Here is a 15,111-nt window from a genome sequence, read left to right on the forward strand (position 1 = left end):
CCTTGCGTATCTTGATCCTCGGCGGGGACGGCATGCTCGGCCACCGCCTCCTCGAACACCTGCGAGGGAACCACGACGTCCGCGTCACGCTCCGACGCGGCCCCACCGATTACGAGCGGTACGGGCTCTTCGACGAGGGTAACTCCTACTACGGCGTCGAGGTCCTCGACCACGACAAGCTTACGGAGGTGTTCGCGGACTTCAAGCCCGAGGCGGTCGTAAACGCCGTAGGTATCGTCAAGCAGCGGGGAGCCGCTAAAGAGGCGATTCCGAGCCTGGAGGTCAACTCGCTCCTGCCGCACCGCCTCGCCCTCCTCTGCCGCGCTGCCGGCGCCCGCCTCGTCCACGTCTCGACCGATTGCGTCTTCTCGGGGAGGAGGGGCGGCTACACGGAGGAGGACATCCCCGACGCCGAGGATCTCTACGGGAGGACGAAGCTGCTCGGCGAGGTCGCGGAGCCGGGCGCGGTGACGCTGCGAACCTCGATAATCGGGCTTGAACTCTCGCGCAAGACCGGGCTCATAGAATGGTTTCTTGCTCAGAGGGGCGGGATCCGGGGCTTCCGGCGTGCAACCTACACCGGCCTGACCACGGCCGAGTTGAGCCGTGTGATAGAACGCGTCCTCACCGAGCACCCGGACCTCTACGGCGTCTGGCAGGTCGCTTCCGAGCCCATAAACAAGTACGACCTTCTTGTTCGGTTCGCGGAGATCCTGGGTCGCGACGACGTGGAAATCTCGCCGGACGACGCGGTGAAGATAGACCGGAGCCTCTCGGGGTCGCCTTCTCGGGGGCGACGGGCTATCATGCGCCGGGTTGGAACGAAATGTTGCAGGAGCTGGGCGCCGAGGTGCGCGAGAGGCAGGGTAAGAACGTTTGATGGAGAAGGTTCTCGAAGGCAAGAGGGTGATGGTGACGGGGGGGACGGGCTCCCTGGGCAAGCCGCTCGTGCGGCGCATCTTGAGCGGTGACCTCGGCAACCCGGCGAGCGTGACGGTCTTCTCGCGTGACGAGGGCAAGCACCACCAGATGAAGGCGGACTGGCGCAACGAGGCCTCCGCGACCAACGACATCTTCTACCACAACTTCGAGGAGCTCCTCGAGTTCCGCCTCGGAGACGTGCGCGACTACCAGGCGCTCGTCCCAGCGGTGAGGAACGCCGAGATCATCTTCCACGCCGCCGCCCTCAAGCAGGTCCCCTCCTGCGAGTACTTCCCCTACGAGGCCGTCCGGACGAACGTCGAGGGGGCGAACAACCTCGTTCGCGCGATCCGCTCGAACGACACCCCAGTCGAGAAGGTCGTCGGCATCTCCACCGATAAGGCCTGCAAGCCGGTGAACGTCATGGGGATGAGCAAGGCCATCCAGGAGCGGGTGCTGCTGGAGGGGAACATCGGGCAGAAGGACGTGGATTTTACTTGTGTTCGCTATGGAAACGTCGTTTCTAGCAGAGGCTCGGCGCTGCCGTTCTTCCGCGACCAGATCAAGCACGGCGGCCCCGTCACGCTCACGACGAGGGAGATGACGCGCTTCCTCATCACCCTCGAGCAGGCGGTGGACGTGGTCTTCGATTCCCTGCTCCACTCCAAGCGCGGCGAAATCCTGGTCCCGCATCTGCCGGCCGTCCGCATGGAGGACGTGGCGCACGCCATGATCGGGGACCGGAACATAGAGGTAAAGGAGATCGGCATCCGCCCCGGCGAGAAGGTCCACGAGCTCATGGTCTCCTTCGAGGAGTCTGCCCGCACCGTCGAGCGCAGGGGGACGTTCCGCGAGAGCTACTACGCGATCGCCCCGATCCTCCCTGAGATCCACGACGGCGCCGTCGAGGAAGCCGCCATCGCCGGCGAGTACTCCTCGCACCATGAGGTCATGGACTTCGAGGGCGTCGTCGAGCTCCTGAAGGAGTCCGGCTTTATCGAGAAGGTCGGGAAGGTGGCCTAGAGGCCAGCATGAAGGTCCTCACCATCCTCGGCACGCGGCCGGAGATCATCCGCCTCAGCCTGATCATCGGCAAGCTGGATAAACTAACCGACCATACCCTGCTCCACACGGGCCAGAACTACGCCCCCGAGCTCGACCGGGTTTTCTTCGAGAACATGAAGATCCGCGACCCCGACGTCTACCTCGACTCGCGTTCGGAGACCACCTTCCGCCAGGTCGGCAAGATCCTGGAGGGCGCCGAGAAGTGGGTCGCCGAGGTCGAGCCGGACGCGTGCCTGATCCTGGGCGACACCTACAGCGGCCTCTCGGCGATGGTCGCCGAGAAGGCGAACGTCCCCGTCTTCCACATGGAGGCCGGCAACCGCTGCTTCGACCCGCGCGTCCCCGAGGAGCGGAACCGCAAGATCATCGACCACACGAGCTCCTGGCTCCTCCCGTACGTCCCGAACTCCCGCCAGAACCTCTTGAACGAGGGCTTCGACAAGGAGCGGATCTTCGTCTCCGGCAACCCGATCTTCGAGGTCATAAAGCACTACGAGGAGGACATAGAGGCCAGCGACATCCTCGACCGCCTGGGCGTCGAAGCGGGCCGCTTCTTCCTCGTCACCGCCCACCGCGCCGAGAACGTGGACGTCCCCGTGCGCCTCGCCGGCATCGTCTCCGCCCTGAACCGCCTCACCCGCGAGCACGACGCGCCGGTGGTGTGGAGCGTCCACCCGAGGACGCGCCAGAAGATAGAGGCCTCGGGCCTCGAGGTGGACGAGCGCGTCCTCCTCCTGAAGCCCTTCGACCTCTTCGACTTCGTGAAGCTTGAGGAGAACGCCTTCTGCGTGATCACGGACTCCGGCACGGTGCAGGAGGAGGCCTGCATCTTCCGCGTCCCTTCCGTCACCATAAGGGACACCACCGAGCGCCCCGAGACGGTCGAGTGCGGCAGCAACGTCCTCGCCGGCTGTAGAGCCGACCGCATCGTCGAGGCCGCGAACCTCGTCACCTCGACCGGCTTCGACTGGGAGATGCCCGAGGGCTACACCGACCCCCACGTCTCGGACAAGGTGATCCGCTACATCCTCGGCAACATCGGGCGCCGCCCGCTCCTAGACTGGCCACAGCTCCGGGCCTGATCCCTACCGTCGAGGGACGCAGGGGAGCGCTGCCCTCCCGTAGTCGGGCCGGCGGAGCACGCGGAGGCCTGTTTCTGCCCTGAGCGGCGCTCGTCTAGAGCCAGGTGATGGCGGCGAGCACGGCCGAAACGACCAGGAGCACGACGCCGAGCGAGATGAGGATACGATCTATACTCATAGCCCTAGTATAGCCAAACCGACCCCGCGCTACCTCGTCGCGATGGATACCTACTTGTCGGCGCTACTAGCCTTCCCCGGCTGAGGCCAGCGCCACCGCGAGCCGAGGGCTAACTCCGAGGAGGGTCTGCGCCTTCTCCCGAAGAGCCTTAGTTCAGGACTGCCCGCGCCGCGTCTATTCGTCCGGCGCCATAGTAGGGGTCCTTGCCGGCGGCGCCGAGGTCTACCGCCGTGCTCTGCATGCGGGAGATTATGGTCGCCCGCGTCTTCCCCTGATTTCTCAGGAGGGCGGCGAGCGAGGAGACGTGCGGCGTGGCCATGCTGGTCCCGCTGTAGCGGGCGTAGCCGCCGGGCACGGTGGACATGATGTTTACCCCGGGGGCGGCGACGTCGACGGAGCTCCCGTAGTTGGAGAACGAGGCGCGCCGGTCGGAGCTGTCGGTGGCCGCCACGGACACGACGTTAGGGTAAGCCGCCGGGTACTCCGGCACGTTCGAGTTGGCGTTCCCCGCGGCAGCGACGGTCACCACGCCCTTATTGGCCGCGTACGTGACGGCGTCCTGCTCGGCTTGCACGTAGCCTGGCGCGCCGAAGGACATGTTTATGACGTGAGAGCCGTTGTTCACGGCCCACACGATGGCGTCTATCTCGTTTGCGACAGTGCCGCTGCCGTCGGCTCCTATGAACTTGCCGATCACGAGACTGCTGGCGAAGGCGCCGCTAGCCACGCCGGTCCCGTTGCCCGTGCTCGCGCCTATGGTCCCCGCCACGTGGGTACCGTGGCCGTCGGGGTCTTCGGCGGTGGCGTCGTCGGCGACGAAGTCTCTCTGGACCGCGATCCTGCCACGGAACTCGGGGTGCCCGGCCTGTATGCCGCTGTCGAGCACGGCTACCCTTATGCTCTTACCCCGGACGCGATCCCACGCCCTCGGGAAGCCGGGCTTCGTGAGCCCGTACTGCGGCGCGCTGCGGAAGTAGGGATCGTTTGGCGTCAAACTCTTACGGCGCAGGTAGTTGTAGTCCACGGACTCGACGATGGGCAGCCGCTCCAGCGCCTGCCTCTGCCTCTCCAGGGCCTGCTCCCGGTTTTCCCGCACCCTCTCATTCTTTATCTCCGGGAAGGAGACGAGCCTCGTTTCGAGCTCGCCTATCCTCTTCGTCGTGCGTGCCCGGACCCTCTCGATGGCCGCGTCTTTGTCCCTACTGGATGCGTCGGGGGCGAAGGAGACTATCAACTCTCCCGCGACGTGGGGCGGGCGCCCCGGAGACTCGTCTACCATGCTCTCCGGCGTCTGCCCCCGTCCCTCCGAGGCGAACGCTAGGGAGACGAAAACTCCGAGGAGCATCGCTAGCGTGAGCGCAGCCCACGTGTGTAACCCGTTCCTCGTATTGCTCATCGTCTTCTACCCCCCGTATGCACTCGTGCTCTCGAAATCTCGCACGGTCGTCTCAATTCTTCCCACATTCTCGTCGCTTCGAACTTCGTTTCTGTAAGGGTGATCCCTATTCTCGTCCGAACCGCCGCCCCGTACTGCGGGTTCTACATGGTCGCTCGCGGAAGTGGTCACTCACCGGCGGGGCCCGTTAGCAGCCGCGCGCCGGGCTGATCGACGAACGGCGCGTCGCCGATAAGAGCGCTCAGCCCCGAAAGGCGAGCCCTTTGGCCCCTTCAGCCGCTTCGGGAGGCCGCCGACGAAGTGCAGCCCGCACTCGGTCTTCTCGGTCCCGGACCAGCGGCCGGAGCGGGGTCCTCGCCCTCGGCGACCGGGCGCGTGCACGGCTCGCAGCCGATGCTCTTGTACCCCTGCTCGAGTAGCGGATTGAGGGGGACGTCGTGCTTCTTAGCGTAGCCGCGCACCTGCTCCACGCTCCAGGAGACGAGCGGCGCCACCTTGGCGACCCCGAAGCGGCCCTCCCAGCCGACCACCGGCGTCCGGGCCCTCTGCGGCGTCTGATCCCTGCGGATGCCCGTGATCCAACCGCCGTAGCCCCTGAGCGCCCGCTCCTGCGGCTCCACCTTGCGCATCCGGCAGCAGAGGTCCGGCTGGCGCTCGTACAGCCCCTCGCCGTAGCGCCCGGCCTGCTCGGCGACCGTCAGCTTCGGGCGCACGACCTCGATGGGGAGCCCGTAGCGCTCGGTGGCCTCCTCGCGCAGGCGCACGGTCTCCTCGAACATAAAGCCCGTGTCCAGGGTGAAGACGCGCGCCTCGTCGCCGCCGTCGAGCCGCGAGAGCATGTCGAGGAGGACCATCCCCTCGGCGTTCCCGAAGGAGACCGAGAGCGTGAGGCCATTCCCGTACCTGCCGACCGCCCAGCCCAGGATCTCCTGCGGCGAAGCGCCCTCGAGCCGCGTCGAGATACGGGCCAGCTCCCCAGGATCCTGGGTGGTGCCCCGCCCCGCCTCCAGCGCCTCCGCCACTTCTCTCCTCTCCGGGCCCCTACGCCTCGATGGCTACAAACGCGCCCGGATTATTCCAGCGAAGGGGTGCCTAGTCAACCAACTCCTTAACCCCGCACAAAATTGCTTAACATTCGGCTCCGCGCAGAAAGCCCTGTATCCGTCCCTTGAGATCTCGGCCGGCCGCACGGTTCTCCTTAAAGAGCGCTCTCCAGCCGCAAAAGGCGCTTTATAGCGGGCAGCGCTAGCCTGCGTCTGCTAGTTTTAGCGCGATGGACGAGAAGGCCTGTTCGAGCTTGCCCGCAAGAAGCCTCGAGATGGGGAGTCCCTCCCCGTACCCCGCTCGTAGATTGCCCCCTCGACCGCCCGCCGCTCGCATCGAGGTGGCGTCCGCGAGGTCCTGTGCTACCCGTCGGGAGAGGCGGGCTGCGTCTTGACGCGGCGCGTGCTCGTGACCGGAGCTACCGGGTTCGTCGGGGGCCATCTGTGCCCCGAGCTTCTGGACGAGGGCTGGACCGTTCGGGCCGTAGTGAGGAGCCGCGAGGCGGCTGCGGGGCTGCCGCGGGGCGTCGAGCCCTTCTACGTCCCGGACATCGGGCCGGAGACGGACTGGGAGGGCGGCCTCGAGGGGGTCGACGTCGTGGCGCACCTCGCGGGCCGGGCGCACGTGACGCAGGAGGAGTCCGCGAACCCTCTGGACGCGTACCGCGAGATCAACGTCGGGGGGACGAGGAGGCTCGCGGAGGCTTGCGCCGCGGCCGGGGTGAGGCGGCTGGTCTTCGTCAGCTCGGTGAAGGCCGTCGGCGAGGGGGCGCCGGTCGCCTACGACGAGGAGACGCCGCGCCGGCCCGAGGACGCCTACGGGGTGAGCAAGATGGAGGCGGAGGACGCGCTGGCGGAGGTCTCGGCGCGCACCGGGCTCGAGGCCGTGACCCTGCGGCCCCCGCTCGTCTACGGGCCGGGCGTCAAGGCCAACTTCCGCATGCTCATGGGGCTCGTGAGGAAGGGGATGCCCCTTCCTCTCGGGCTGGTGAGGAACGAGCGCAGCATGGTCTACGTCCGCAACCTGACCGCCACGATCTCCCACTGCCTCCAACACCCGGCAGCGGCCGGCCATGACTTCTTCGTCGCCGACGGGGAGTCGCCGTCCACGCGGGAGCTCGTGACGAGGATGGGGCGTCTGATGAAGCGTCCCGCACGGCTCGTGCCCGTGCCCGTGCCCCTGCTCAGGCTCGGGGGGCGCGCGACGGGGCGCTCGGGGCAGGTCGACCGGCTCGTCGGCTCGCTCACCGTCTCGACCGCCAAGATACGGCGCCTCCTCGGCTGGACGCCGCGGTTCTCCCTGGACGACGGGCTGCGGGAGACGGTGGACTGGTACGTCTCCCGTACGGAGGGTTAGCCGGTACCGGTGGACGACGTTCGCTTGATCTCCATCGCCGTACCGTTCGTGGCCGCGCTCGCCCTCGTCCCCGCGCTGGTGCGCTTCGCCATCGGGAGGAACCTCCTCGACGTCCCCAACGCCCGCAGCTCGCACGAGATCCCGACCCCGAGGCTCGGCGGGCTCGCCGTGATCCTGGGCGCCTGGGCCGTCTCGCCGGCCCTGGGCGGGGGCTTGATCTTCCTTGTCGCCGCGACGGCGGCCGGGGCGGTCGGCCTCCTCGACGACCTCGTGGACCTGCCGTTCTGGGCGAAGGCGCTGGGGCAGGCGGTCGTCGCCTTCTGCCTGCTCTTCCTCTCCCCGCCCGCGCTCTTCGAGGCCGCGGGGCCCTTCTGGCCCCTGGCGCTCCTGTTCTGCGTACTGTGGGTCACGGCGGTGGTGAACGCGTACAACTTCATGGACGGCATCGACGGCATCGCCGGGGGCACGGCCGTCCTCAACGCCCTGTTTCTCGTGCCCTGCTCGCCGGCTTCTCCGGGCTCGCGACGGGGCTTACGGCGATGGCGGCGGCGACCGCGGGGTTTCTCGCCTGGAACCTGAGCCCCGCCCGGATCTTCCTGGGCGACTCGGGAGCCACTTCGTGGGGTTCTTCCTGGGGGCGGCGGCGCTGTACACGGACCCGGTGGGGGGAGCCCGATCCTCTCTTTCGTCGTCGCGGCGGTGGTGTTCACGCCCTTCCTGTTCGACACGGCGTTTACGCTCGTCCGCCGGGCGAGGGCGCGCAAGAACGTCTTCAGCGCCCACCGGGAGCACGTCTACCAGAGGATCACGCCCGACCCGCCAAACACCGCCAGGTCACGAACGTCTACCTGGGCCTCGCCGCGCTCTCGGGCCTCGCGGCCTCGTTCGGCGCCACGGGGACGGTGGCCGGGTTCGTCGCCGGCGGCGCGCTCGTCTTCGCGTGCTGCCTCTTCATGGCATTTCTGCCCTCATCTCCAGAAAGACGGGCTACGGATAGTCTTGTGCCTGCCCAAGCATTAGAATGGGCCGAATGAGACGCATAGGACGCGGGGGGGCGCCGGCGAGGGCGCTTGTCAGGTTGCGACGGGGCTTCGTCGGGGAGATGTCTCCCACGGTCCGGCGCGCGGCGGCGATGCTCGTGGATGCGCTCATAGTCGTGGAAGCTTTCGTGCTGGCCCTGCTCTTCCGGTTCGACGGGTCGGTGCCGGACAGGTACTGGGTCAACTTCTGGCCCTTCACCGCCTTCGCGATCGTCGTCTTCCTGGTGCTCCTCTACGAGAGCGGCGTCTACAGGAGCGTCCTGCGCTACACGGGCGTGTACCAGGGTGTAAGGGTGGCGAGCGCGACCGCCATCGCCACGGGCGTGCTGTTCCTAGCCGACTTCGTCGTCGAGCTCCTGTACAGGCGACCCATGCCGCTCTCGGTCCTGCTCGTGGGAGCGGTGTTGGCGTACGTGCAGCTCGTCGCGGTCAGGCTCTATCCGCGCATCTTCTACGAGCTCTCCCTGCGGGAGGTCGGGCAGCGGGACCGGGCGCTCATCGTGGGCGCGGGCGAGGCCGGGGTCACGCTCGCCAGGCAGCTCTGGCGGACGCCGGACGCGGACCTCAAGCCCGTCGGCTTCGTGGACGAGGACGAGAGGCTGCGCGGGGAGCAGATAGAGAGCATTCCGGTACTCGGGGGCGTGGAGGACATAGAGAAGATCGTGGAGGAGCGGGGGGTGGAGCAGATCCTCATCGCTCTGCCCGAGGCGTCCTCGGAGGAGATGGACCGGGTCTGGCGCGAGTGCGTCAAGACCGGGGTCGGGGTCAAGGTCGTCCCGAAGCTCGCGGAGTTTCTGGAGCGGGGGACGATCGAGCTTCGGGAGCTCCAGATCCAGGACCTCCTCGGCCGCCAGCCCGTCGAGATCGACCTCGACGCCCTCACGGAGTTCGTGAACGGCAAGCGCGTCCTCGTCACGGGGGCGGGGGGGAGCATCGGGAGCGAGCTCTCCCGCCAGATCTCGCGCCTCGGTCCCGCCCACCTCGTCTGCCTCGACCGCGACGAGAGCGCCCTCTTCTACCTCCTCGAGGAGCTCGCCCGCAAGGGCCTCCCCGTCGCCGAGCCCGTCGTCGGCGACGTGACGAACGCCGATAAGATCCGGGCCCTCTTCGAGAGGGTCAAACCCGAGCTGGTCTTCCACGCCGCCGCCTACAAGCACGTCCCGCTCATGGAGGTCCACGCCTCGGAGGCCGTCGCGAACAACGTCGGGGGGACGCTGAACGTCGCCCGGTGCGCCGGCGAGCACGGGGCCGAGAAGTTCGTCAACATCTCCACGGACAAGGCGGTGAGTCCCGCGAACGTGATGGGGGCGACGAAGCGGCTCTCGGAGAACATCGTCCGCTCGTGCGCTGGCGAGTACCCCGAGACGGTCTACGCCTCGGTGCGTTTCGGCAACGTGCTGGGGAGCCGCGGGAGCGTCGTGCCGACGTTCCGGCGCCAGATCGAGGCGGGTGGGCCCGTCACCGTCACGCACCCCGAGATGACGCGCTACTTCATGATGATCCCCGAGGCCGTCTCCCTCGTGCTGCAGGCCGGCGCCCTCGCGGACACCTACGGCACCTACGTCCTGGAGATGGGCAACCCCGTCAAGATCGTGGACCTCGCGCGGAAGATGCTCGAGATCATGGACGCCGACGGCGTCGAGATCCGCTACATCGGCCTCCGCCCCGGCGAGAAGCTCCACGAGATCCTCTCCGAGGAGGACGAGCGGCGCGTCCCGACGGACCACCCCATGGTCGCCCGCCTCGTCCCCGGCGCCCCCGCCCCCTCCGACCTGCTTGAGACGGTCGAGGAGATGACGTACCTCGCCCGCGAGGGCCACGACGCCAAGGCCCTGACGCTCCTCCGGAGCACCGTGCCGAGCTACCCGGCCACCCTGGAGAGCCTCGCCAAGGGCTCGTAGCCCCTCTGCCTCCCCAGGCCCACGGCGGGCACGGAACGCCCTCGCCCTACCCCTGATCACGACAACCCGCAATGCCATACGCAGGCGCACAGGTAGACGGGCCGGGGGGCACCTGACTTCGGTTTCGGTGAGGTTACGTAGCTTAGATGCTCTGGCGGGAGGCCCTGCGGCCCTTGACGCCGAGGTAGGTGAGGTAGGCGCCTATGCCGAGCGAGATCAGGACTATGGGGAAGTGTATGAGCGCTGCGTAGGGGTTCGCTTGCAGGTCGTTCGCGTACCACGTGTACAGGCGCGTCGTCCACGTGAAGAGCATGTAGACGCCTATAACGAGGAGCACGGTAGCCGTTCGCCTGGTCAGCTTCATGGTTCCCGCGAGTATAGCAGACGTATGTGCGGACACTAGCAACATTAAGACGCCATAGGTATACTTTGTGCAAGGAAACGGAGGGGTTTGCAACAGCAAGCACCTTTTCAGGGCGATAGACGGAGGGTTAGAAGCTGTGGCGGAGCTTAAGCAGCGTACGCTAGACGAGGTCAAGGCGCTAAGCAGGGACGAAGCCGTCGAGATCATGCGACAGGCGGGCATCGTAGGCGCGGGGGGCGGCGGCTTCCCGACGTACTTCAAGTGGAAGAACCCTCAGCCGAACCTGATCGTGAACTGCACCGAGTCGGAGCCCGGTTACTGGGGCGACAAGGTGGTGCACAAGGAGTACTTCGACGAGTTTCTGGAGCTCTTCGACGCGATGAAGTCGATCTTCGGGGTCGAGCGCGTCATCATGGGCGTCCACTTCAAGGACGAGGAGTGGTTCTCCCGCTACAAGGAGCACGCGAACGGTCTCTACGACGTGAGCCTCGTGCCGGACAAGTACTCGATGGGCGAGGAGAAGACGCTCATCAAGAACATCTTCAACGAGGACAAGGAGAAGTGGGTGCCGCGCCGGGTGGAGATGCCCGACGGCTCCAAGCGCCCGGGCCTGCCCCTGGACGCCGGGCACATCGTCAACAACTCAGAGACCCTCCTCAACATCTACAACGCCCTCTTCCACGGCAAGCCCGTGACCACGAAGTTCCTCAACGTCTTCGGCCCCGACCTGGAGCTCAAGATGTTCGACGCGCCTCTCGGCGCCTCGGCCACCGAGCTTATAAAGCTGGCCGGCCTCGACGTCGAGGCGAACGCGGGCAAGTACTCCGTCATCGACGGCGGCCCGTACCTCAACGAGATGGGGATAGAGTCCCTCGGCGAGGGCGACGCCTACGTGCGCCGGACCACCAACGGCTTCCTCGTCATCCCCAAGGGGGTCGCGAGCAAGGAGTACGCCGACATCAAGACCAAGCAGCCCGAGGAGATCATCTCCCTCGCCGGCAAGGTCTCCGGCGTGAACCTCCCGCTCGGCGGCCGCTTCCTCAAGCCGGCCACGCCCCTCATCTCCGAGGGCGACGAGGTCTCCTTCGGGCAGAAGATCGGGGAGCCGGTGGACAACGGCTTCAGCATTGGCGTCTGGTCGAGCATGGACGGCACCGTCTCCTCGCTGGAGGACGACATCGTCGTGATCGGGGGCGGCGAGGACTTCAAGCAGGCCGCGAAGGCCGAGACCGAGGCCGAAGCCGCGAGGTAACCTTCGGACTGCCATGGATCTTCGACGGGGGGCCGGGCGTTTTCGCCCGGCCCCCCGTCCCTCGTTCTCGCCGCTTCGGCCCTGATCCCGTCGAGGGAGCACGCAAGCTACGGGCCCCGACACTATCGGTATCGCGGATCGCCTGCGCGGCGAACCGTTGGCTTGCACATTGGGGAGGAGCCGTCGGACCGCTTTCGCCGCGGTTGTTCCGAGCGAAGACCGGGGACCCGGTCGAGTGCCGGCGCGTGATCGATCCGACGGCGAAGTCCTTCTCCGGCATATGTGACCTCCGCTATTTGCTGGCTTCTTTGTCCTTGACGCTTGGTAGTTCATCTGTTGATAATCGTATAGAACGTAAATAAAAGTACGAGCGCGGAGAGAAGAGGAGCCCGCGTGGGGCACGAACACACGGATGCGGGCTTCGCGGAGGCGGACGAGCCGTCGGGTCGATCACGCACCAGAGGGGACCAGCGGCTTGGGGCGAGGGGGAGGGCACTCCGGCTTCGACGGGAAGCATCTCCGCCTACCTCGGTGCTATGGCATCGCGGTGGGGTACGGGGGTGAAGGATCGACGGTGGCGGCTGAGGCGGGCGATCGGCGTGGTAGAACCGTCGCGGCCGTGAGGGAGGGGTTCTTAACGGGCCCCGAGGCCGGGGTACGGCGGGGTATGCGTCTTCGCGCCTCCCGGCTGGCGTGGCTTCTGTGCGGGGTCTCCCTTACGCTGACGGCGCTCGGGACGGTCTTTATGTTTCTGGACTCGTCCTTCTCGGTCGGGCACGTCTTCAATTACTGGGTAGACGTAGCGGTAATGTCGGTCGCTTTCTCGACCGTCGGCGCCGTGATCGCCTCGCGTCGCCCGGGGATCTCTATCGGTTGGATCATGTGTGCCGTGGGCATCCTTAGCGGGTTGCGCGGGCTCCGCATACAGTACGTTATTTACGCCTTTGTGACGGCGCCCGGGGCCTTGCCGGGCGCCGAGACGCTCGCCCTGGTGACCGCTTGGGACTGGGTGCCTTACGTGGCCCTGCTGGTCTTCCTCGGGTTGCTGTTCCCCGACGGCCGGCTCCCCGGTAGGCGCTGGCGGCTTTTTGCGTGGTCCGCCGGGGCCGTGACCTCCGCGTCGATCGTCGCCCTTGCGATACTACCCCAACCGTTCCTCTCGATTGGGAGTACGCGGCGCAACCCTATCGGCGTCGAGAGCATCGATTCCTTCGCCGTGGGCGGCTCGGTCCAGGCCGCGATGTACAGCCTCGCGCTCGTGTCGGCGGCCTCCCTCTTCGTGCGGCTGCGTCGCGCGAGCGGGGTCGAGCGCCGGCAGCTTGAGTGGGTCACGTCCGCGGGCGCGGTCGCCGCCGTCGGGGCCATGAGCAACCGCGCCGTGTACCCGGTCGTCGAGGCCGGTTGGGTCTGGTGGTCGAGCTACGTCCTGATGATGGCCGGCCTCGTAGGTATCCCGGTCGCCATGGGCGTCGCGATCCTCAAGCACCGCCTCTTCGACATCGACCTCGTCATCAACCGCACCCTCGTCTACGCGGCGCTCACCGCCTGCGTCGTGGGGCTCCACGCCCTCGTGGTCGGTGGGTTCGGCGCGCTCTTCCACGCCCGGGGCGGCCCCGGCCTCTCGCTGTTCGCCACGGGCCTCGTCGCGGTCTCTTTCGCCCCCCTGCGCTACCGCCTGCAGCGCGGCGTCGACCGCCTGATGTACGGCGAGCGCGACGAGCCCTACCGCGTGCTCTCCCGCCTCGGGCGGCGCCTCGAGGCCGCGCTCGCCCCCGACGCGGCGCTCTCGACCATCGTCGAGACCGTCGCCCAGGCGCTCAAGCTGCCCCACGCCGCGATCTCCCTGAAGCAAGGCGACGAGTTTGCAACGGTGGCCGAGTACGGGACGGCCCCTCGTGCGGGCGAGCCCGTCGTGCTGTCGCTGATGCACGGGGGCGAGGAGGTGGGGCGGCTGCTACTCTCGCCCCGGGCGCCGGGGGAGGTTTTCTCCCCCTCGGACCAGGGGCTTTTGGAAGACCTGGCGCGCCAGGCCGGGGCGACCGTGCAAGCCGTGCGCCTCACCGCGGACCTGCAACGCTCGCGCGAGAAGCTCGTGACGGCGCGTGAGGAGGAGAGGCGTCGCCTGAGGCGCGACCTGCACGACGATTTGGGGCCGCGGCTCGCCTCGCTGACCCTCAAGCAGGACGCCGCCCGCAGGCTCCTGGTCTTCTGCGGGGATACGGCGGCCGCCGCGGCGTTGATGGCGGAGCTCAAGGGGCAGACGCGGGACGCCGTGGCCGACATCCGGCGCCTGGCCTACGAGCTGAGGCCCCCCACCCTCGACGAGATGGGGCTGGTCCCCGCCATCCGCGAAGGGGCGGCCAAGCACGAGGCATCCTCCGCGGCCGTCTTCTCCGTCGAGGCGCCCGACGCGATGCCGCCGCTCTCGGCCGCCTCGGAGGTGGCGCTCTACAGGATCGCCCAGGAAGCCATGATCAACGTGGTGCGCCACGCCCGCGCGAAGAGTTGCGCCGTCCGCCTCACCTTGCGGGGAGGGGAGTTGGAGCTGGAGGTCCTCGACGACGGGGACGGGATTCCCAACGGCCGCCGCGCCGGCATCGGCCTCTCCTCCATGCGCGAGCGCGCCGCCGAGCTCGGCGGGACCTGCACGGTGACGCCAGCGGAGCCCTCGGGAAGCGGTACGCTCGTACGCGCCCGCCTGCCCCTCGAAACCTCCGGCGCCGGGGCGCAGGCGCCCCCGGGGGGCGGAGGAGCCGATGCCTGAGAGGCCCGGGGTACGCATCCTCGTGGCCGACGACCATGCAGTATTCCGCGAGGGGCTGCGGATCCTGATGAGCTCGATCCCCGACGCAGAGATCGTCGGCGAGGCGGCATCCGGAGAGGAGGCCGTGAGGCTGGCCGGGGAGCTCTCGCCGGATGTGGTCCTCATGGACATACAGATGCCGGGGGTCAACGGCATCGAGGCGACGCGAAGGATCGTCGGACGCAACCCCCGGGCCGGCGTGGTCGTCGTGACCATGTTCGAGGACGACGACTCCGTCTTCGCCGCCATGCGCGCGGGCGCCAGGGGGTACGTGCTCAAGGGGGCAGATCCCGAAGAGATACTCGAGGTCGTGCGCTCGGTGACGGGCGGATCGGCCCACTTCGGGCCTGAGATCGCCCGGCGCCTGATGAGCTTCTTCTCGTCACCGACACCGTCCTCTCCCGGGGAGGCCCTCCCGGAGCTCACCGCCCGCGAGCGCGAGGTCCTCGACCTCATCGCTCGGGGCCGCGCCAACGCCGAGATCGCCCGCAAGCTCTTCCTCAGCCCGAAGACGGTGCGCAACCACATCTCCAGCATCTTCGCCAAGCTGCAGGTCGCCGATCGCGCCCAGGCCATAGTACGCGCCCGCGAGGCCGGCCTGGGCCTGAACGAGTAACCGGAACTAGAGCCTCTACCCTCGAGCTAACGGACCTTTTGGGACCGAATTGGGACCCTGCTCCCATGCCTTCGGGACGCCACTCCTCGTAGG

13 protein-coding genes are annotated in these 15,111 nt (G+C 67.6%); 10 read left to right on the top strand and 3 right to left on the bottom strand.

The window, feature by feature from the left end; genetic code table 11:
- The first annotated feature begins 2 nt into the window (after window positions 1-2).
- Genes GBA65_RS03410 through wecB form a run of 3 tightly spaced genes read left to right on the top strand, consistent with a single transcriptional unit; the run spans window position 3 to window position 3,068 of the window.
- Window positions 3-971: a dTDP-4-dehydrorhamnose reductase family protein gene (locus tag GBA65_RS03410; protein ID WP_207956116.1), complete on the top strand. Its 969-nt coding sequence runs from the start codon at window positions 3-5 to the stop codon at window positions 969-971.
- Window positions 880-1,944: a polysaccharide biosynthesis protein gene (locus GBA65_RS03415; protein ID WP_166398313.1), complete on the top strand. Its 1,065-nt coding sequence runs from the start codon at window positions 880-882 to the stop codon at window positions 1,942-1,944. The genes GBA65_RS03410 and GBA65_RS03415 overlap by 92 nt, the downstream gene beginning before the upstream one ends.
- An 8-nt stretch (window positions 1,945-1,952) precedes the next feature.
- Window positions 1,953-3,068: a non-hydrolyzing UDP-N-acetylglucosamine 2-epimerase gene (gene wecB, locus GBA65_RS03420; protein WP_166395383.1), complete on the top strand. Its 1,116-nt coding sequence runs from the start codon at window positions 1,953-1,955 to the stop codon at window positions 3,066-3,068.
- Window positions 3,069-3,394: 326 nt separating this feature from the next.
- Here the strand turns inward: wecB and GBA65_RS03425 are convergent, their stop codons facing one another.
- Together GBA65_RS03425 and GBA65_RS03430 are read right to left on the bottom strand one after the other, a co-directional pair.
- Window positions 3,395-4,525, bottom strand: coding sequence for a S8 family peptidase (locus GBA65_RS03425; RefSeq protein WP_166395384.1), 1,131 nt, complete (start codon window positions 4,523-4,525; stop codon window positions 3,395-3,397).
- A 389-nt stretch (window positions 4,526-4,914) separates the two neighbouring features.
- The gene (locus GBA65_RS03430) at window positions 4,915-5,664 is read right to left on the bottom strand and encodes a phosphoadenylyl-sulfate reductase (protein ID WP_207956118.1); all 750 of its coding nucleotides are present in this window, start codon (window positions 5,662-5,664) and stop codon (window positions 4,915-4,917) included.
- A gap of 412 nt (window positions 5,665-6,076) precedes the next feature.
- Between GBA65_RS03430 and GBA65_RS03435 the strand changes: the two genes are divergently transcribed.
- The 4 genes from GBA65_RS03435 to GBA65_RS03450 are packed head-to-tail and all read left to right on the top strand — an operon-like array spanning window position 6,077 to window position 9,983.
- On the top strand, window positions 6,077-7,042 hold the full coding sequence (locus GBA65_RS03435; RefSeq protein ID WP_166395385.1) for a UDP-glucose 4-epimerase family protein: 966 nt from the start codon (window positions 6,077-6,079) through the stop codon (window positions 7,040-7,042).
- A 9-nt stretch (window positions 7,043-7,051) separates the two neighbouring features.
- Window positions 7,052-7,621 (top strand): MraY family glycosyltransferase, encoded by a 570-nt coding sequence (locus GBA65_RS03440; protein ID WP_166395386.1) that lies wholly within the window; start codon window positions 7,052-7,054, stop codon window positions 7,619-7,621.
- Window positions 7,582-8,076 (top strand): MraY family glycosyltransferase, encoded by a 495-nt coding sequence (locus GBA65_RS26050; protein ID WP_166395387.1) that lies wholly within the window; start codon window positions 7,582-7,584, stop codon window positions 8,074-8,076. Before GBA65_RS03440 ends, GBA65_RS26050 begins: the two co-directional genes overlap by 40 nt.
- On the top strand, window positions 8,073-9,983 hold the full coding sequence (locus GBA65_RS03450; protein WP_166395388.1) for a polysaccharide biosynthesis protein: 1,911 nt from the start codon (window positions 8,073-8,075) through the stop codon (window positions 9,981-9,983). Before GBA65_RS26050 ends, GBA65_RS03450 begins: the two co-directional genes overlap by 4 nt.
- A gap of 142 nt (window positions 9,984-10,125) precedes the next feature.
- Here GBA65_RS03450 and GBA65_RS03455 read toward each other — a convergent pair whose 3' ends face one another.
- Window positions 10,126-10,320 (bottom strand): hypothetical protein, encoded by a 195-nt coding sequence (locus tag GBA65_RS03455; RefSeq protein WP_166395389.1) that lies wholly within the window; start codon window positions 10,318-10,320, stop codon window positions 10,126-10,128.
- Between the two features lie 163 nt (window positions 10,321-10,483).
- Between GBA65_RS03455 and GBA65_RS03460 the strand changes: the two genes are divergently transcribed.
- The 3 genes from GBA65_RS03460 (at window position 10,484) to GBA65_RS03470 (ending at window position 15,018) form a co-directional block, all read left to right on the top strand.
- Window positions 10,484-11,599 carry a proton-conducting membrane transporter gene (locus tag GBA65_RS03460; RefSeq protein WP_166395390.1) on the top strand — a complete coding sequence of 372 codons (1,116 nt, stop codon included), beginning with the start codon at window positions 10,484-10,486 and terminating at the stop codon, window positions 11,597-11,599.
- Between the two features lie 667 nt (window positions 11,600-12,266).
- Window positions 12,267-14,363 (top strand): sensor histidine kinase, encoded by a 2,097-nt coding sequence (locus GBA65_RS03465; protein WP_166395391.1) that lies wholly within the window; start codon window positions 12,267-12,269, stop codon window positions 14,361-14,363.
- Entirely contained in the window at window positions 14,356-15,018 is a 663-nt protein-coding gene (locus GBA65_RS03470; protein ID WP_166395392.1) for a response regulator transcription factor, read from the top strand. Before GBA65_RS03465 ends, GBA65_RS03470 begins: the two co-directional genes overlap by 8 nt.
- The last annotated feature ends 93 nt before the right edge of the window (window positions 15,019-15,111 follow it).

The organism is Rubrobacter marinus, from assembly GCF_011492965.1.
Classification (GTDB): domain Bacteria; phylum Actinomycetota; class Rubrobacteria; order Rubrobacterales; family Rubrobacteraceae; genus Rubrobacter_F; species Rubrobacter_F marinus.